This is a genomic window from Psychrobacter sp. (assembly GCF_018260395.1).
In the GTDB taxonomy this organism is placed as follows: Bacteria; Pseudomonadota; Gammaproteobacteria; order Pseudomonadales; family Moraxellaceae; genus Psychrobacter.
Genome location: NZ_JAGLBC010000005.1, coordinates 1 through 19871, shown reverse-complemented (window position 1 = coordinate 19871; position 19871 = coordinate 1). Strand labels below are relative to the sequence as shown.

Annotated in this window: 13 protein-coding genes; 1 reads left to right on the top strand and 12 read right to left on the bottom strand. The window is 38.8% G+C overall.

Annotated features, from left to right (window positions below):
• Positions 1-39: 39 nt before the first annotated feature.
• The 11 genes from pgi to sdhC all read right to left on the bottom strand — a co-directional run bounded on the left by pgi (position 40) and on the right by sdhC (position 15946).
• On the bottom strand, positions 40-1755 hold the full coding sequence (pgi, locus tag QZ265_RS01005) for a glucose-6-phosphate isomerase (protein WP_296402535.1): 1716 nt from the start codon (positions 1753-1755) through the stop codon (positions 40-42).
• A 178-nt stretch (positions 1756-1933) separates the two neighbouring features.
• Positions 1934-2806, bottom strand: coding sequence for a UTP--glucose-1-phosphate uridylyltransferase (locus QZ265_RS01000; RefSeq protein ID WP_296402493.1), 873 nt, complete (start codon positions 2804-2806; stop codon positions 1934-1936).
• A 281-nt stretch (positions 2807-3087) separates the two neighbouring features.
• Positions 3088-3963, bottom strand: a complete 876-nt coding sequence (gene sucD, locus QZ265_RS00995) for a succinate--CoA ligase subunit alpha (RefSeq protein ID WP_296402491.1) — start codon at positions 3961-3963, stop codon at positions 3088-3090.
• 57 nt (positions 3964-4020) lie between these two features.
• The gene (gene sucC / locus QZ265_RS00990; RefSeq protein WP_296402489.1) at positions 4021-5190 is read right to left on the bottom strand and encodes an ADP-forming succinate--CoA ligase subunit beta; all 1170 of its coding nucleotides are present in this window, start codon (positions 5188-5190) and stop codon (positions 4021-4023) included.
• A gap of 221 nt (positions 5191-5411) precedes the next feature.
• Positions 5412-6869, bottom strand: a complete 1458-nt coding sequence (lpdA, locus tag QZ265_RS00985) for a dihydrolipoyl dehydrogenase (protein ID WP_296402487.1) — start codon at positions 6867-6869, stop codon at positions 5412-5414.
• Positions 6870-7111: 242 nt separating this feature from the next.
• The gene (gene odhB / locus QZ265_RS00980; RefSeq protein WP_296402485.1) at positions 7112-8431 is read right to left on the bottom strand and encodes a 2-oxoglutarate dehydrogenase complex dihydrolipoyllysine-residue succinyltransferase; all 1320 of its coding nucleotides are present in this window, start codon (positions 8429-8431) and stop codon (positions 7112-7114) included.
• Between the two features lie 225 nt (positions 8432-8656).
• Positions 8657-11542: a 2-oxoglutarate dehydrogenase E1 component gene (locus tag QZ265_RS00975; protein WP_296402483.1), complete on the bottom strand. Its 2886-nt coding sequence runs from the start codon at positions 11540-11542 to the stop codon at positions 8657-8659.
• 708 nt (positions 11543-12250) lie between these two features.
• Entirely contained in the window at positions 12251-12961 is a 711-nt protein-coding gene (locus QZ265_RS00970) for a succinate dehydrogenase iron-sulfur subunit (RefSeq protein ID WP_296402481.1), read from the bottom strand.
• A 116-nt stretch (positions 12962-13077) separates the two neighbouring features.
• Positions 13078-14928: a succinate dehydrogenase flavoprotein subunit gene (gene sdhA / locus QZ265_RS00965; RefSeq protein ID WP_296402480.1), complete on the bottom strand. Its 1851-nt coding sequence runs from the start codon at positions 14926-14928 to the stop codon at positions 13078-13080.
• A 269-nt stretch (positions 14929-15197) separates the two neighbouring features.
• Positions 15198-15551 carry a succinate dehydrogenase, hydrophobic membrane anchor protein gene (sdhD, locus tag QZ265_RS00960; RefSeq protein ID WP_296402533.1) on the bottom strand — a complete coding sequence of 118 codons (354 nt, stop codon included), beginning with the start codon at positions 15549-15551 and terminating at the stop codon, positions 15198-15200.
• 17 nt (positions 15552-15568) lie between these two features.
• A complete protein-coding gene (gene sdhC, locus QZ265_RS00955) occupies positions 15569-15946 on the bottom strand; it encodes a succinate dehydrogenase, cytochrome b556 subunit (RefSeq protein ID WP_296402478.1) in 378 nt (125 codons plus the stop codon).
• Positions 15947-17504: 1558 nt separating this feature from the next.
• On the opposite strand from sdhC, the gene gltA reads away from it, so the two are divergent.
• On the top strand, positions 17505-18785 hold the full coding sequence (gene gltA / locus QZ265_RS00950; protein WP_296402476.1) for a citrate synthase: 1281 nt from the start codon (positions 17505-17507) through the stop codon (positions 18783-18785).
• A gap of 347 nt (positions 18786-19132) precedes the next feature.
• Here the strand turns inward: gltA and QZ265_RS00945 are convergent, their stop codons facing one another.
• Complete coding sequence (locus QZ265_RS00945) at positions 19133-19597, bottom strand: hypothetical protein (RefSeq protein ID WP_296402531.1); 465 nt, start codon at positions 19595-19597, stop codon at positions 19133-19135.
• Positions 19598-19871: the final 274 nt, after the last annotated feature.

The following is a 19871-nucleotide window of genomic DNA, read 5'->3' as shown; positions in this document are numbered from 1 at the left end:
TGGTACTATAAACTTCACTGAGACAACTTAAACCTAAACTTAAACTTCAATTTTCTTATTAATATGCTGTAATAAAGCTTGGGTAGAGCTATCAAAGTTTACTTCAGGATCGGCACCTTCCAAAGAATTCGAGAATGATTTTGCAAGATTGATATGCGCAAACACCTCATCCGCCACCTTTTTGCCCATTTCCACCCCCCATTGATCAAATGGATTAATGTCCCAAATGCTGGCCATAACGAACACTTTATGTTCATACAAGGCGATAAGCGACCCAAAACTTCTTGGTGTCAACTCATCTAACAAAATAGTGGTAGACGGTTGATTACCACGATAGCGCTTAAACTTATCAAGATCAGACACTTCTTGATCAGGTTTAGCTACTAAGGCATCGTTACCAAACGCTAAGACTCGGCTTTGGGCCAAGCAGTTGGCCAACGACAGGGCATGCTGGCGCTTTAATTCGTTAGATTCAGAGTCTTGATAATAATTGACACAGGCTATAAAGTCGCAAGAGACTTTCTGCGTACCTTGATGCAGTAATTGATAGAATGCATGCTGAGCATTAGAGCCAATCTCACCCCATAGGATAGGACAAGTTGCATAAGCAACCGCTTGGCCTTGATGGGTGACCGACTTACCATTACTTTCCATCTCAAGTTGGGTCAAGTAGCTTGGGAAATACTTAAGACGGCCATCATAAGGTAGGACAGTATGGGCATTTATATCCAAAAAAGTACTGTTCCAAACGCCTATCAGACCTAATAGTACCGGTAAATTATGCTCAAACTCAGTGTTTAAAAAATGCTGATCCATGGCATAAGCACCTTGTAGCATTTCATTAAAACGCTCAGTGCCAATACGGATTGCTACAGCCAAGCCAATGGCAGACCACATTGAAAAGCGGCCCCCCACCCAATTCCATAGCTTTAATTGATGCTCTTTGGCAATTCCCCAAGCACTGACCTTTTTAGTATTGGCAGAAATACCAATAAAATGACGGCGTAGCAACGTCGCTTGACTGGCCCCAGTCTCTAGCAACCAAGCTCTAGCCGTCTCTGCATTAGAAAGGGTGTCGACGGTGCCAAAAGATTTAGACGAGATAATGAATAAGGTAGTCTCTGGATTTAAACGCTCTAATAAATTGCCTAACTGAGTACCATCCATGTTGGACACAAAATGCACTTGAATGTCGCTATCTGCCCATTCATCAAGCGCTGTATTGGTCATTACAGGTCCCAAATCAGACCCACCAACTCCGATATTTACCACATCAGTAATAGCCTTACCAGAGTATCCACGCCAGATACCATTGCGTATTCTGTCTACTAAATCAGCAGATTTATCTAGGCTGTCATGCACTTCTGCCACCACATCAATACCTTGATGGGACAGTTTTGCCGTTTTAGGAAGGCGAAGGGCAGTATGTAAAGCCGCTCTATCCTCACTGCTGTTTACCTTTTCACCCTGATACAGCGCATTTATTTTTAGTTGTAGGTTACAAGCATTTGCCAATGCCATTAACTGCTTTTTTACATCCGAATCAAGACACTGCTTAGAATAATCAAAATAAATGCCTTCAGCACTGACACTGTATTTTTTTGCTCTATCCATTTCAGTATTAAATAACTCAGTTAAAGACCAGGAGCGTTGGGCCAATTGTTGTAGCTTTTGCCATTGTGGTAACTGGGTTGGTAAGGCATTGGTGCTTTTATTATTTAATTTGGATTGTTTTATACTAGTTTGTGTCGACATGCTTTGTTTTACACTAGTTTCTTTTGACATAGCTTCTTTTGACATAGCTTCTTTTGACATAATAGGATAGCTCAATAAATGATGACATAATCTGACTAAATTTGGGCTGATAGTTTATGCTGATCGTAATTTATGCTGATAGTAATTTATGCTGATAATAGGTTAAGCTGATAATAGGTTAAGCTGATAGTTGCTGCTGAGCAAAATAGATAAAAGCTTGCATATAACTGGTCATATCTCCAGCGTCGAAGCTGTCCCCTAACATAGTCGTGATATCAACCCCTTGGGTGCTTATTAACGCATCAATGGCATCCGTCAACTGAATTTCACCACCGACTGAGGGTTGAGTGTTCGCCAAATAATCAAATATAGTTGAGGTAAATACATAACGACCGACCACAGCTAAATTAGAAGGCGCATCTGCTAACTGCGGCTTTTCTACAAAACCTGCAACTGCAAAGTTAGCATTTTTATCCCCAGTTAGCTGAGACAATTGATCAGCATCTTTTAACTTAGCAATACCATATTTATGTACGTCTTTATCATCAACTTGACTCACTAAGATCTGTGAATGATGGGTTTGCTCAAAAGCATGAATCATGTAAGCCAAATTGTCTTGATCCATCTTGGTAGTAAATGGATTTAATACCACATCAGGAAGCATAACAGCAAATGGACTGTCTCCAACAATAGGGCGCGCCTTAAGCACTGCATGACCCAGACCTAATGGCTTCCCCTGACGAATCATAGAAACAGATACATCTTCTGGCAACCAGTTTAAGCTATCAGCTATTTCAACTTTATCCTTAGCCCGCAACTGATTATCAAGTTCAGCATTCATATCAAAATAGTTTTCAATGGCGCTTTTTTGAGCATGTCCAACCAAAACAATATTTTTAATACCAGCAGCGATAGCCTCCTCTACGACATAATGAATTGCCGGACGATTGCCTAAAGGTAATAGTTCTTTAGGAACTGCTTTTGATAAAGGTAGCATACGCGTACCGAAGCCGGCAACAGGGATAACAGCATGAGTAACTTGAGTGGTCATAAGCATCCAATTTTAATTCGTATAGTTTTGATTATTAAGTATAGTTATTTGATTTATAAGTATAGTTTTGATTGGTAAATGAGGGCTATCTGATATAAATTTCTACCTATATTGTAGCAAACTTTAAGACTTAGACTACCTGCATTAACCAATAAGCTAAATAAAAGTTAAACATTATCAAAACAAAAAAAAGAGCACCACGAAGGATGCTCTTTTTATTCTTACATATTCCAGTTAACTCAGATATCTACTGACTGTTAACTGAAACCAATACTGGAAAATTACCAACCAGTAACCTCTTTAACCGTCTCACCAATCTTAGATGGATCACGAGTATAGGCGATACCCGCATCTTCAAATGCTTTGAACTTCTCTTCAGCAGTGCCTTTACCACCAGAGATAATGGCACCAGCATGTCCCATGCGCTTACCTTTAGGCGCTGTAACTCCAGCAATATAACCGATTACTGGTTTGGTTACGTGCTGTTTGATGTAGGCAGCTGCTTCTTCTTCAGCAGTACCACCAATTTCACCAATTAGTACGATAGCTTCAGTTTGAGGATCTTCTTGAAACATCTTCAAACAATCGATTTGATTCATACCTGGGATTGGGTCACCACCAATACCGATACAAGTTGACTGACCAAAACCAAGCTTAGTGGTTTGAGCCACAGCTTCATAAGTCAATGTACCAGAGCGTGAGATGATACCCACTTTACCTGGTAAATGAATATGGCCTGGCATAATACCGATTTTACACTGACCTGGAGTAATAACGCCTGGGCAGTTTGGGCCAACCATTTTTACATCACCAGCTTCTTCGATATAACGCTTTGCTTTAAGCATATCTAAAGTAGGTACGCCTTCAGTGATCACAACGATTAGCTTAACACCTGCATCTACCGCTTCAATGATAGAATCCAACACGAAAGGTGCTGGTACATAGATAACTGAAGCATCAGCTTGTGTCGCTGCCATAGCTTCTGCCATAGTGTTAAACACTGGCAAACCTAGGTGAGTTTGACCACCTTTACCTGGCGTTACACCACCAACAACTTTAGTACCGTATTCAATAGCTTGTTCTGAATGGAAAGTGCCATTTTTACCAGTAAAACCTTGCACCAATACTTTGGTGTCTTTATCAATTAATACACTCATTATTTACTCCTAGTAGGATTCACTTATTATAGGGTCGATACGTTTGTTATAGGCAGATTATGCTACTTTGACAGCATCAACAATTTTTTGTGCAGCGTCTGATAAGCCTTGAGCTGAAATGATTTCAACGTCAGACTCATCTAATAATTTAGCACCCAACTCAGCATTGTTACCTTCTAAGCGAACCACAACAGGTACAGTAACGTTTACTTCTTTAACTGCAGCAATAATGGCTTCAGCAATCATGTCACAACGTACGATACCACCAAAAATATTGATTAGAACGCCTTTCACACTTGAATCTTCTAAGATAATTTTGAAGGCTTCAACTACACGCTCTTTAGTAGCTCCACCGCCAACGTCTAGGAAGTTAGCTGGCTTACCACCATATAATTTAATGATGTCCATGGTTGCCATAGCAAGTCCGGCACCATTAACCATACAACCGATATTGCCTTCTAAAGCCACATAGTTTAGATCAAATTCGGCCGCTTTAAGCTCACGCTCATTTTCTTGTGAAGGATCATGAAGTTCAGCAATTTTTGGATGACGGAACAACGCGTTTGAATCGACACCAATTTTGCCATCTACACAAGCCAATTCGCCATTTTCACGAACGGCTAATGGGTTGATTTCAATCATATCAAAATCGTTTTCGATAAAGGCTTGATAAGCACCAGTCATTAATTTAACAAACTGATTAATTTGCTTGCCTTCAAGACCTAAGTTGAAACCTACTTCACGTGCTTGAAATGGCAATAGACCTACTAGAGGATCAACTTGGATACTAAAGATTTTCTCAGGCGTTTCTTCAGCTACTTTTTCAATCTCAACACCACCTTCAGTTGATGCCATGAAAGTTACACGACGAGTAGCACGGTCAACTACAGCACCAAGATACAATTCGGTTTGTACTGGGTACATATCTTCGGCCACCAATACAAAGTTTACTGGCTGACCTTCAGCATCAGTTTGATAGGTGACTAAGTTGGTACCGATTAAAGAATCGGCAATCTCTTTGGCTTCTTCACGAGTTTTAGCAAGCTTAACACCACCCGCTTTACCACGGCCACCAGCGTGTACCTGCGCCTTAATTACGGCTACATCCGTTGGCGTCTTGTCAAAAGCTTCAGCAGCCTCTTCACCATTATAAGCAATGATACCCTTTTGGATAGGTAGACCATAGCTTTCTAGCAATAGTTTTGCTTGATACTCATGTAAATTCATAAAGTTATCCTTTAATTTTATTATTTAACAGGTAAAGCTGATACGAGAAAATATCGCAATTATAGTCGTTAACAGATTAGATTAAACCGCCAGTTAACGCCCATACTCCTACTACTTTTCATATCAGCAACTTATTTAGTAACAGACTTTTATATAAATACTTATTAGCACTTTATGGGTCTATAACTTATTTTTTATTAATATTTTTTACGTTATTAACTTTATTTACGTTTTTTACGTTGGATTGCATGAATAGCACGACCATCAGCAGACAGTGCAGCTTCATGAACCGCTTCACTGATTGTTGGGTGAGCGAAAGTCATTAACTGTAAATCTTCAATGCTTGATACAAATTCCATAGCAATCATACCTTGGTGAACGATATCACCAGCGCCAGCACTAATCGCATGCATACCCAATAGACGATCTGTTTTTGCATCAGCAACCACTTTGATTGAACCTTGGCCTTCGCTTTGAGCGAGTGCACGGCCGTTCGCAGCTAAGTTAAAAGACCCCGTCTTAACCTCATAACCTTGTTCAGTAGCTTGTTGCTCGGTTAAACCCACCCAAGCAATTTCTGGATGAGTATAGATAACGTTGATAATGGTATCATAATTCACTTGAGCTTTTTCACCATGGATACGCTCAACCGCCATCATACCCTCTTCCATTGCTTTATGAGCAAGCATTGGACCACGAACTAAGTCACCAATGGCATAAACACCGTCAAGGTTAGTTTTACATTGCTCGTCTACATTGACTAAGCCACGTTCAGTCAACTCAACACCACAGCCTTCTTCAAGTAATTTTTCTGAATAAGCACGGCGACCTACACAGACAATTAACTTATCAAAAGTGTCTTCTGAAGATTCACCACCTTTTTCACTAGTAACTACTACTTGGCCATCTTTTACTTCAGCATTGGTAACTTTGGTATCTACGCGAATGTCTAAGCCTTGATTTTTAAGCAGCTTGGCGGCTTCTTTAGCAATGTCTTTATCAGCAGCGCCTAAAAACTCTGGAAGTGCTTCATAAATAACCACTTCAGAACCAAGGCGGCGCCATACAGAACCTAACTCTAGACCGATGACACCGGCACCAATGACACCAAGGCGCTTAGGCGTTTCGGTGAAATCAAGGGCACCTGTTGAATCAACAATAATACCTTCTTCGTTATTTACAGGAGCAACAGGGATATTAATAGGCACTGAACCTGCTGCTAAGATAACATTTTTAGCAGTGATTACTGTTTCTGACTCGTCTTCTAAAGCGGTAAACTTAACTTTCTTGTCACTGCTTTTACCATCAACCAATGTGCCCCAACCTTTTAGCCAGTCTACACCGTTGCCTTTAAGCAACATAGCAACACCGCCAGTTAATTGTTTAACGATGCCTTCTTTGCGCTCAATCATTTTAGCAACATCAATCTTAACATCACCGGTAGTGATACCATGCTCTTCAAGGTCATGCTTGGTAGCTCCAAAACGATGTGAAGAATCAAGTAAGGCTTTTGAGGGGATACAGCCTACGTTTAAACAAGTCCCGCCCAATGCAGGCTCGCCTTTATAAACGCGTTTTTCGATACAAGCGACGCTCATACCTAATTGACCGGCACGGATAGCAGCTTCATAACCACCAGGACCACCGCCAATAACTACTAAATCATAAGTGTCTTTCATAATATATTCCGTTTTTTATTCAAGAATTTTAAAAGCTCTATTATTTATCTATTTATAGTTAGAATTATAAATAATTATTAGAATTTCAATTATTATGGTAATTACAGTTTAGCTTGATGTTTGTATTGAATTATCAGCATTGAACTGATAACACTTAAACTATCTTCGTAATAACATAATAATCAATCACTCCATAACTAAAAAGCTTGTACCAGAAACACTCCGATACAAGCCTGTTGACCTTACAGATCAAATAATAGTCGAGCTGGGTCTTCAATCATTTCTTTAATGGTCACTAAGAACTGTACCGCATCTTTACCATCAATCATACGATGATCATAAGATAAGGCCAAATACATCATTGGTAAAATCTCAACTTGACCATTTACAGCCATTGGACGATCATTGATAGCGTGCATACCAAGGATAGCAGTTTGAGGTGGGTTCAAAATTGGTGTTGACATTAATGAACCGAATACACCACCGTTAGTGATAGTAAATGTACCACCAGTCATTTCTTGTAAAGACAATTTACCGTCACGTGCTTTACCTGCGAAATCGCGAATGCCACCTTCGATATCTGCCATGCTCATACGATCTGTGTCACGTAGTACAGGGACCACTAGTCCACGATCTGAAGATACCGCCACACCTACATCATAATAGCCATGATATACGATATCATCGCCGTCAATTGAAGCATTAACTGCTGGGAAACGTTTTAGAGCTTCGGTAGCCGCTTTTACGAATAAAGACATAAAGCCTAAACGGGTACCGTGACGTTTTTCAAACTGATCCTTGTACTTAGCACGCAGATCCATTAACGGTTTCATATTTACTTCGTTGAACGTGGTTAACATAGCCGTTTCTTGTGATGCAGCCAATAGACGGTTGGCCACAGTCTTACGTAAACGAGTCATAGGAACACGCTTCTCAGTACGCTCGCCTACTGACTCAGCTACAGGACGACCACTGTCAGACTTAATAGAACTGTCTGCCTTAAGCGTAGGATTGGCCATATCTTGTTTGGTAACACGACCGTCACGGCCTGTTCCTTCTACATTTTTAGGATCTACGCCAGCCTCTTTAGCCGCTTTACGGACCGCTGGGCTTTGATCTTTATGATCTTGCTCAACAGGTGCCTCAGTGCCCGAAGACTTATCACCATAGCCTACTTGTTTAGGTGCATCGTCTGTGGATTGATTAGCTGGCGACTGTTCACTGTTACCCTCGTTGTTACTATTATTTTGATTGTTACTATTATTCTGACTATTACTATTACTGTTGCTATCGCTGCTGCTAGTATTATTATCAGAAGTTGCTGTAGCACCCGCTTCAAACTCACCTATTAACTCATCAGATAAGACAATGTCATCCACATGCTTAACAATTTTGGTAACCACACCATCGTCTGGAGCAACTACTTCTAAAACAACTTTATCGGTTTCAATTTCAGCTAGAATGTCATCACGCTTTACTTGTTCGCCTTCACTTACGTGCCATTCAACGATAGTACCGTCAGCAACTGATTCTGGAAATACGGGCGCTTTAATTTCTGCCATGGGAAGTGCTCCTGTTATATTAATATAAAGTTATCAATGGCTTACTAATAAGGTTTAAGTAAGCACATCGTTTTTATGATTGGATAATAAGCAACTTATGCATAATACTTGTTTTAATTGATACATTGCTTACTGTCAAAATAAACTAGATTGATTCCAAAAATAGGGATAAAAAGGACTAATACTAAAGGTCTAAGCAGTTACCTACTTAGACCTTAGTTTGACTTATTTTAATTGATCTACTGATACACCCAAGCCACCAGCTACCAATTCTCGTTGCTGACGAGCATGGATAGCGGGTAAACCGGTTGCAGGCGCTGCAGAAGCAGGACGAGCAACTGGCTCAACAATGTGAGCTTTAGTGACACGAGGTTGGTCACCCTTTGGACCAAAAATACGGAACATATGCGGTGCTAAATAATACCATGCACCTTGATTCAGCGGTTCTTCTTGACACCAGACAATCTCTTCTAAATTGGCATATTTCTGCACTTCTTCAACCATACGTTTTTCTGGTAATGGGTATAACTGCTCAATACGTACAATAGCCACATGATCTAAACCTAATTCACGACGCTGTTCTAGTAAATCATAATAGACCTTACCACCGCACATCACGATACGAGTAACTTTGTCATTAGCTAGCTGATCAAACTCTGGCAATACTGTCTCAAACTTACCATTAGCTAACTCTTCTAATTCTGAAGTAGCCAGTTTATGACGTAGTAAGCTCTTAGGTGACATAACTACTAAAGGTTTACGTATTGGACGTACAGCCTGACGACGAAGTGCATGGAAGATCTGAGCAGGTGTAGTTGGCGTGATAACCTGCATGTTGTCTTCAGCACATAACTGTAAGAAACGTTCTAAACGTGCTGAAGAATGCTCTGGACCTTGACCTTCAAAACCATGCGGTAACAGCATGGTCAAACCACACGCACGTTGCCATTTGGTCTCACCGCTTGAAATAAATTGGTCGATAACCACTTGTGCACCGTTTACGAAATCTCCGAACTGTGCTTCCCAAATGATCAGTGCGTTAGGCACTGTGGTCGCATAGCCATACTCAAATGCTAGTACCGCTTCTTCTGACAATAACGAGTTATAAGTAGCAAAACGTGCTTGCGATTTATTTAAATGAGCCAATGGTACATACATTTCACCATTTTCAACGTTAAAGATCTCAGCGTGACGATGCGAGAAAGTACCACGACCCACATCTTCACCTGTAATACGAACTAGCACACCCTCATCTACCAAAGTAGCATAAGCTAAAGTTTCAGCGGCACCCCAATTTAATGGCTCTTCGCCAGTTTGCATCGCTAAACGTTGTTCAACAACTTTTTGAACTTGACGTTGTAGCTTAAATCCTTCTGGCATTTCAGCCATACGACGGCCATAAGCTTGTAGTTTTTCAATATCAACACTGGTATCCCAATCATCCTGCAATTCATGACCTAAATAAGGACTCCAATCTACGAACAGCTTTTTATTTGGCTCACGTACCAGTGAATTGGCTACATACTCTCCTTTGTCTAAAGCTTCACGGTATTCATCTTCAAGAATTTTATCATCACCTTGTGAAATAACACCTTCTTGCAACAATTTTTCGGCATACAATGTACGAGTAGTAGGTAGCTTCTTGATGATGGCATACATTAATGGCTGAGTTGCTGAAGGCTCATCGGCTTCGTTGTGACCGTTACGACGATAGCAGAATAAGTCAATCACAATATCTTTATGGAATTCATGACGATAATCTAGAGCCATTTGTGCTGCGAATACCACTGCTTCGGGGTCGTCACCATTGACGTGTAATATTGGCGCATGGACCATCTTAGCAATATCTGTACAATACTCAGTAGAACGTGCATCTTCTTGACGGCTAGTGGTAAAACCCACTTGGTTATTAATGACAATATGTACCGTACCGCCAGTAGTGTACGCACGAGTCTGCGACATCTGGAAGGTTTCTTGAACCACACCCTGAGCTGCAATAGCAGCATCACCGTGAATTACCAACGGTAGAACCAAGTTACCATCGGTATCATTACGACGGACTTGACGAGCACGAACTGAACCTTCAAGTACTGGAGAGACGATTTCTAAATGTGAAGGGTTAAACGCTAAGGCAAGATGCGCTTCACCACCAGGCGTCATTATGTTAGATGAATATCCATTATGATACTTAACATCTCCTGACCCTTTTTGAGGCATTACTTTACCATCAAACTCATCAAATAAATCGGCAGGATTTTTACCTAAAATGTTTACCAATAAATTAAGACGGCCACGGTGAGCCATACCGATAACCATTTCTTTGGTACCGTAGCCTCCTGCACGTTGAATAATCTCATGAACCGCTGGGATAAAGCTCTCGCCGCCCTCAAGACCAAAACGTTTCACCCCAGTATATTTACGAGCTAAATATTTTTCTAGACCTTCTGCTGCCGTGAGACGCTCAAGAATCTCTTTTTTCTTATCAGTATCAAACTTGATGTAACCAAGATTGGTTTCCATGTAATTTTCAAACCAGCGTTTTTCAACACTAGTGGTTACATGCATATATTCAAGGCCAATGTGGCGACAGTAAATACGATTTGCAGTTTCGATTATTTCACGAAGTGTTGCTTCAGGTTTGCCAATCTTAAAGTCACTAGTTGGAAATACAGTGTCTAAATCGGCTTCAGACAACCCATGATACTCTAGGGCTAAATCTTCAACAGGTGCACGTGGATGTAATTGCAAAGGATCTAACTGAGCGCGGCGATGTCCGCGACGACGATAAGCAGATATTAACTTCTGTACACCCATATTTCTAGGGTCTTGACAATTAGGATTTGCATCGGTAGAGACTTCAGAGGCCGCGAGGGCTACCCCTTTATTTGCGGTTTGATTACGGGCTAAAAGTAAAAACTGATCCTGAATGGCATGGTGTAAAGCATCATTAGCTGATTTGTACTGTTCAAAATATGCTTGCCAATCTTCATCAACGCTATCTGGGTCTTGTAAGTATTGTTCATAAAGCGACTCGATATAAGTTGCATTGTCGCCTGCAAGCTCAGAACCTGCTGCTGCTTTTATAGCATCTTCATTAGTCATAGTAGTCATAGTCTTTTCTTATTAACATTAAGGTTTGATTAAAATAAAACTCATTTAAAGAGCTATTGCATGAATTGATAATTAATAATAAGCATTTAAAATATTCAAATATAATGATTTAAAATATTTATGAAATAATCAACAATTACGGCAAGTCAAATATACAAACTTATTGATATAAGTTTTATTATCTTTCTATGTTTTTATTTGTTCTTTCATAATAGGATACATCACTTATATCAACTGTAATTTATTCATTTTATTATTTGTTTTAAGATTTTTAATATAGAGCTAAATTTTTTTAAATTTATTAATTTTGCATATTTTTATTTTAGTTCTAAATTCGGCTGTATACGATTAAATTTTAAATAGAATTTTAATAGCTAAATCACCTGATAACTAAATCACCTAATAACTAAAGCATTTGTTTAAAGCACTTCATTTTGGCAGCTATTGGCATAGTTAGTTATCTATATAATTTATGCAATTATTACGCCATGTTAATGCACCATACTGTATATCGTAACAATTTTAGAATACAGTTGCACACTCAATATAAGGGTATCACATAACCAAAAATAATAAGTTTTGAATGATTAATATTAGCTATTTATAATCTAAATGTTCATCATTTGAGCAGAGTTAATTTTAACAAAAAAAGACCCCTATCAACAAATAGAGGTCTGTGGTATTCACGTAAAGTATTGCTAACTCAATTTAACCAGCTTGCTCTAGTAACATGTTACGTAGATGCCCAATAGCACGAGTTGGATTTAAACCTTTAGGACATACTGCAACACAGTTCATAATACCGCGGCAACGGAATAGACTGAATGGATCGTCCATACGAGCTAAACGTGCTTGGGTATCACTGTCACGGCTATCTGCAACAAAGCGATATGCATTGAGTAACGCAGATGGTCCTAAGAATTTATCAGGATTCCACCAAAATGATGGACAGCTAGTAGAACAACATGCACATAAAATACACTCGTATAAGCCATTTAACTTCTCACGGTCTTCAGGAGATTGTAAACGCTCAGTAGGCGGTGCAGGTTGATCATTGATTAAGTACGGGTGTACTTTTTCATATTGTTCATAGAACTGGTTCATGTCCACAACCAAATCACGTACCACAGGCAGACCTGGTAGAGGACGTACTGTGATTTTCTCAGGTAAAGTGTTCATGTTAATTAAACATGCTAGACCGTTTTTACCATTGATGTTAACCCCATCAGAACCACAAATGCCTTCGCGGCAAGAGCGTCTAAAGGTGATGCCTTCATCTTGTTTTTTCAAACGAAGTAAAACGTCAAGCAACATACGATCAGAGTCTAGAAGCTCAATCGTATAAGTTTGCATGTAAGGGGCTGCGTCCTTATCAGGGTCGTAGCGGTATATTTCTATGGTGCGAGTACCTCGGCTCATATTGCTAACTCCACACGGCGTAAAACTGCTAATTTAATACCAAACTAAGGTAAAGTTAAACAGCTTTACTAATTCAAAAAATTAAATTCAAATAGGCTACGTCAATCAAGCTTATCTTAGTAAACGCGCACTTTTGGTTCAACATAATCAACAGTCAATGGTACTTTACGAACTGGCTTATAAACAATCTTGTTGCCTTCAGAATACCATATTGTATGCTTCATCCACTCGTTATCATTACGACCGTTTGGCGCAACTGCATCGTCTTCTGGACGCTCATAATCAAGTACAGTATGCGCACCACGACACTCTTGACGTTTTGAAGCTGAAAGCATAGTAGCTTTTGCAACTTCATAAAGGTTAGCAACTTCTAAGGCTTCAATACGCGCTGTGTTAAATACTTGAGACTTGTCAGCTAAATGAATGTTATCGACCTTATCTTGAAGCGCTAATAACTTTTGAACCCCTTCGTCCATCAAAGCTTGAGTACGGAACACACTAGCATGCTTCTGCATGGTGGCACGGATTTCATCTGCTACTTCTTGTGCGTTATAACCTTGGGTTGATTGCTGTAATTTATTTAAGCGACCAACGGTATAGTCTAATACACGTGGATTTAAAGGATGATAGGTATGGTCAGAGCTGCTAAAGTTATCAATAATATGTTTACCAGCGGCGCGTCCAAAGACAACCAAGTCAAGTAAAGAGTTGGTTCCTAAACGGTTAGCACCGTGAACGCTTACACAAGCACACTCACCAATGGCATATAGACCTTTAACAATCTTACCTTCTGTATATAAGCCGTGCTCGTCAACATTCCCTTCTAAATTAGGAACAATTACCTGACCATGAATAGTGGTTGGAATACCGCCCATCATATAGTGAATAGTTGGAATAACTGGGATTGGCTCTTTAGTAATATCAACGTTAGCAAAGTTTTTACCAATTTCAAATACTGAAGGCAGACGCTTCATTATAGTATCGACACCCAAATGCGTCATGTCCATTACGATATGATCCGCATTTGGTCCACAGCCACGACCTTCTTTAATCTCTTGGTCCATAGAACGTGATACTAAGTCACGAGGCGCCAAATCTTTAACCGTAGGCGCGTAACGTTCCATGAAGGCTTCACCATCTTTATTACGTAAGATAGCACCTTCACCACGACAACCTTCTGTTAGAAGTACCCCTGCACCGAATACACCGGTAGGGTGGAATTGCCAAAATTCCATATCTTGTAAAGGAATACCAGCACGAACTGCCATACCTAAACCATCACCTGTATTAATATAGGCGTTTGTTGATGCTGAGAATATACGACCTGCACCACCTGTAGCTAATACAGTATTGGTGGCTTGGAATACAGCAACGGTACCAGTTTCTTGTTCAATTGCTACCACACCGTTGATATCGCCTTTTTCATCTTTGATTAAATCTAATGCGATCCACTCGATGAAGAATTCAGTACCCGCTTCTAAGTTCTTTTGATATAAAGTATGCAATAAAGCATGCCCTGTACGGTCAGCCGCTGCACAAGCACGTTGTACTGCTTTTTCACCATAGTTAGAGGTATGACCACCAAAAGGACGTTGATAAATCGTACCATCTGGGTTACGGTCAAACGGCATACCCATGTGCTCAAGCTCATAAACCACTTTTGGCGCTTCACGGCACATAAATTCGATAGCGTCTTGGTCACCCAACCAATCTGAACCTTTTACAGTGTCATAAAAATGGAAGTGCCAGTTATCATCACTCATGTTACCTAAACTTGCACCGATACCACCCTGAGCCGCAACAGTGTGCGAACGAGTTGGGAATACTTTGGTAATAACAGCTACTTTCATGCCACCATCTGCTAATTGCAGAGCTGCACGCATACCTGAGCCGCCACCGCCAACGATAACAGAGTCGTAATTTAGGGTTTTAATATTGCTTATTGTATTGTCTTGTCTAGTTGCCATTACGTTTTCCTAATGAATACGTTAGTCGTCATATTAGCTGGCGATGGTCACTATTAAGCAACTTATTTCAAGCTTGTCTTAAGACTTTTTAGCTAATATAGCCAATGCTGCTTGAATCAATTAAGTTACTAAAATAGCCTCTCATTACCAGACAGGCTCGCTTTTGTCTAAAGTTGTTTTGGTTCATCTATTAACTATATAGCGCCTATTTATAGATTCCAATTAAAGTATTAAAACTTAGAGATCATATAAATAAACGAGCTATTAAGTTACATGATGCCACGGCCCCAAAAAATCATGACGCCCCAAAATAGGTATACTAAAATTGCGATGATCATAGCAGCCTGTAATACAATGCGCAGACCAGTAGATTTAACATAGTCAGTAAAGATCGTCCACATGCCTACCCAAGCGTGTACCGCTAAGGCAACTATCGCCAGTAAACTTAATAAACGCATTGGCATGCTCATGACGAACGTTACCCATTGCTCATAATTTACGCTACCATGAAGCAAGAAGAAAGCCACCATCACCACTGTGTATACAGCTAATACCACAGCACTTATACGTTGCATAATCCAATCGCGCGATCCTGAGCCAGTTAGGCCGGTCGCACTTTTAATTCCAGAATCATTTCTCATTAGAACATCACCCATATAAATGACAGCACTATTAGTATAGCAGCAATAATAAAGGTCACAATTGACGCTCTTCTACCAGATTGAAGCTCTTCATTAAAGCCCATATCGGCAAGTAAATGCTTGATGCCCATCACAAAATGGTAAGCAGTTGCAGCAACAAATATCCACACAATAAAGCGCAATACCATGTTGTCAAAAACAGCATTAAAACGTTCAGGAGAATATATTGAAGTTTGTAGAAGCCATAGCAAAACTGGAATTAATAAAAATAGAATAACTCCTGAAATACGATGTAAAATCGATGCTCTGGCTGTCGGTGAACTGTTAACGCTAATCACTTGGCTAAGTGGCAGATTAATCGGTCGATTGCTTTTCACAGCGGGCGTCCTTTTGCGGTTGACACTCGTGATTACGCTATTAAGACCTTTCACTTACTAAAAGCAAAATTTCAAACCTATTTAACATTACAAGCTTTTATCAATGCCATCTGTTTGATTCAATGCTTAAGTTCTGTTGTCTAATACGTGCACGAGACTTATAAGTTAAGGAGTTGCTAACAAGCTAAATTAGTATTTAGCCGTACTGTAAAGCTACAGCACTCTAATTTTTGTAATATGAACAACTAAGAATGATTACAAATAAAAATTTTAGAGTATTAAGATTCGATGCAAAAGCTTACGCTCAAAAGGCGTTGGCGACTTAACTATCATTTGTTGATTCGCAAAAAATATCATAAAAATTTAAAACTATTTTAGTTATGTAGCGAATTTTATTCACAATAAACGTTGTAACCATCCACTATTTATAAAGTGTAGGCTATTACTAGTCAAAATTTATACTATTTAAAAAGTTTGCAATCTAACAGATAAATACTAAGCCAGCATCTATAACGCTGTAATTATAGAGTTTGTTGTTATCAATTACAATTAAAATACCAAATAAGCTTAAACAGTCACTTATTCGCTAACAATTTAGTTACTATTGATAAAGCTACATCAAATTTTTTATAAGCAACTAAGATGTTAAATGCTTATATCTTATGCTTATTAATATTATCGTTTAATTAACACCAAACTATTGTAGTATTTTTTTAATGATTGCATCCTATTTATTCAAATTTAATCAGCTAGATTGATATTTTTAGGCATAATAAAATAACTGCTATCAAAGCGTATTAACAGGATTCGCTAATCCGTCCAATCCTGTAACTCAGTTGTATTAATCGAATTTAAAATCATACAATAATCAAAACTTGTTAATAAAATTCTAGGTTATGGTTATATGATAGCTAAATATTTTAATTGTCATCAAAATGTACTAAAAAATCAGCCTGTAAGATACGTTCATATATAGTCTTTACATTGACTATAGGGGCGATTTTACGTTATAAATGTTTTTTTCAATATCGTCTGTTTACTGATATTATATGGTCGGTATATATCTAGATCTTTGTATATGCCTAAATCTATCAAATCATTGATTTGATTTAATCTTACTGTGCTCCCTTATCTACTGTAAGCAATCGATTGATGAAGAAAACTAGCAATTTTGGCCTTTTTCAGTCATCCTTACTGTGGAAAAGGCATAAATAGTGCATACATAAAGCCAGAGTTAGTGCATATTTAAGGGTAATTATTTACTAAATACTGGCATGTGTTATTAAACAAGGCGTAAAATTAATGCTTTGAAAAATTTATTTAACGCTGTTTTAGTCATTTTTTTTATTAAAAGCATTAATTCTAAAGGGATTGATAGTTAATAGAACAAAGATTAAATAGAGCAAAGATTAAATTTATACTAAAGTGTTAGACCCGATAGCATTACTATTATTTATAAAGCGATTAAGATTGGTTTAAAGCCAACTCAATGCTTTTCGACTTATATCAATGTTATTCACCCCAAACTTACTGTTATTACAATAATTAAGAGGATTTTATGGCTAACGAAACTGCATATCTAAAGGTAGATGGACAGGAATATGAATTACCGATTATTAAGGGCACTCTTGGTCCATCAGTAGTTGACGTTTCAGCTTTTCAAGAAGCAGGCTATTGGACTTATGACCCAGGTTTCAAAGTAACGGCACCTGTTGAATCAGAAATCACCTATATTGATGGTGATAAAGGTGAGTTGTTACACCGTGGTTATCCCATCGATCAATTGGCTGATAATGCTGAATACTTAGAAGTTTGCTATGCCTTACTTCATGGTGATTTACCAAATGCTGAACAAAAAGAAGAGTTCTATAAAAACATAAGAGAACATACAGGCGTTCATGATCAATTACGTAAATTTTATGAAGGTTTCCGTCGTGATGCGCACCCAATGGCTATTATGGTAGGTGTGGTCGGCGCTTTATCTGCTTTTTATCATGATAACTTAGATGTAACTGATGAAAAACAGCGTGACATTACGGCTATTCGCTTAATCGCAAAAATGCCAACTCTCGCCGCGATGAGCTACAAATACACCAAGGGCGAACCTTTCATGTACCCACGTAATGACTTCAATTACGCGGAAAACTTCTTGTACATGATGTTTGCTACGCCTGCTGATAGAGATTACAAAGTAAATCCAATTATTGCTAAAGCAATGGATAAGATCTTCACCCTGCATGCAGACCATGAGCAAAACGCTTCTACCTCTACGGTTCGTTTGACAGCTTCAACTGGCGCTAACCCTTATGCGTGTATTGCTGCTGGTATTGTAGCACTTTGGGGTCCATCACACGGTGGCGCTAACGAAGCCGTACTAAAAATGCTAGACGAAATTGGTACCGTTGAAAACGTTGACGAGTTCATGGAAAAAGTGAAACGTAAAGAAGTGAAGCTAATGGGCTTTGGTCACCGCGTTTATAAAAACTTTGATCCACGTGCCAAAGTTATGAAAGAAACTTGTGATGAAGTTTTAGGCGCTTTAGGTATCAATGATCCTAAGCTTGAGCTGGCTATGAAGCTTGAGAAAATCGCTCTTGAAGATGAGTACTTTGTAAAACGTAATTTATATCCAAACGTTGACTTCTACTCAGGTATCATCCTAAAAGCTATTGGCATCCCAACTTCAATGTTTACTGTTATCTTTGCTTTAGCGCGTACTTCAGGTTGGATCAGCCACTTGTTAGAAATGCATTCAGCACCATTTAAGATTGGTCGTCCTCGTCAGTTATACACTGGCGAAACGCAGCGTGACTTTGTTAAGCTTGAAGATCGTAAATAAGCGTAGTTGTATAGAAAATCCTAAATAGTAGTTTATATTTCGTAAGCTTCATATTTAGTAAGCTCAGTATTTATTAAGCTATAAAAACTAACTTAATAGGCAACTGATGATTAATAAGCTAAACGAAAGGCCTCCGATATCAGTACCGGGGGCCTTTTTTATGCATTAATTTAAAGCACTCAATCATTCAAACTTGTACAACTATCTTATCTAATAAAGTCTTATTTGAACTTTTTCAACTGTTGTTTGAATTGTTCAATCTGCTTGTCATGACTTGCAATTTAATCGTTAAACTCTATAGTTTGGATTTGTTAGATTTATAAGAGTTTTACAGGTTGTTCTATTATTCATGCCTGGAAATCCTTGCTTTGCTGTAAAAATGGAATACAAGCTTGCCAAGCGTTACAGTCCCTACCTTGTTCGCGGCGCACAAAGTAATCTTCAACCATACGCGCTTGTTGTTCGATACCGTATTTAAAAAAGGATTTGCCTTCTTCTAATACATAGTCATAACGTCGATTGAGTAGCGCACCGCGTACCACTTTTAACCCCTGTTGAATTTGCCAAACATGCGTTAACTCATGAATTAACCAACTTTTTTTGCCTAACGACTGCTTGCTAAAGTCCTCAATCCAGTCATTTGGATTAAAATAGATATTGCCATTGGGACTAACAGCATAGTTTTTTAATACCCACCATGCCGTCTTTAGACGTACCTCACTGACATCAAAGGCGGCACCAAATACTGACTGTGCCATTTTTATCTCAGCGTCATTTAGCAGTCGGCTTTTTTTAGGCCCAAATTTTGTCATTAAGTCTTGGGTGGATACTTTAGCCACTCCATTCAGAGGCTTGAGCAATTTTTGCAGCTGCTGTCTGTATTTTGATCGCATAGCGAATACTCTAAAAAAGGTTGTTAGAATAGTAATTCTATATTAACCAACTAAATAGAAGTCAATCAAAGTTTATTTTAATTAAGTCTCATCATTAATTAAGGTCATCAACCAATTAAGACAATAATACCAAATTTAAAAACAATTTAATCTGACATAAAACTATTTCAGTTCATCATAAGCTAAGTTCGTA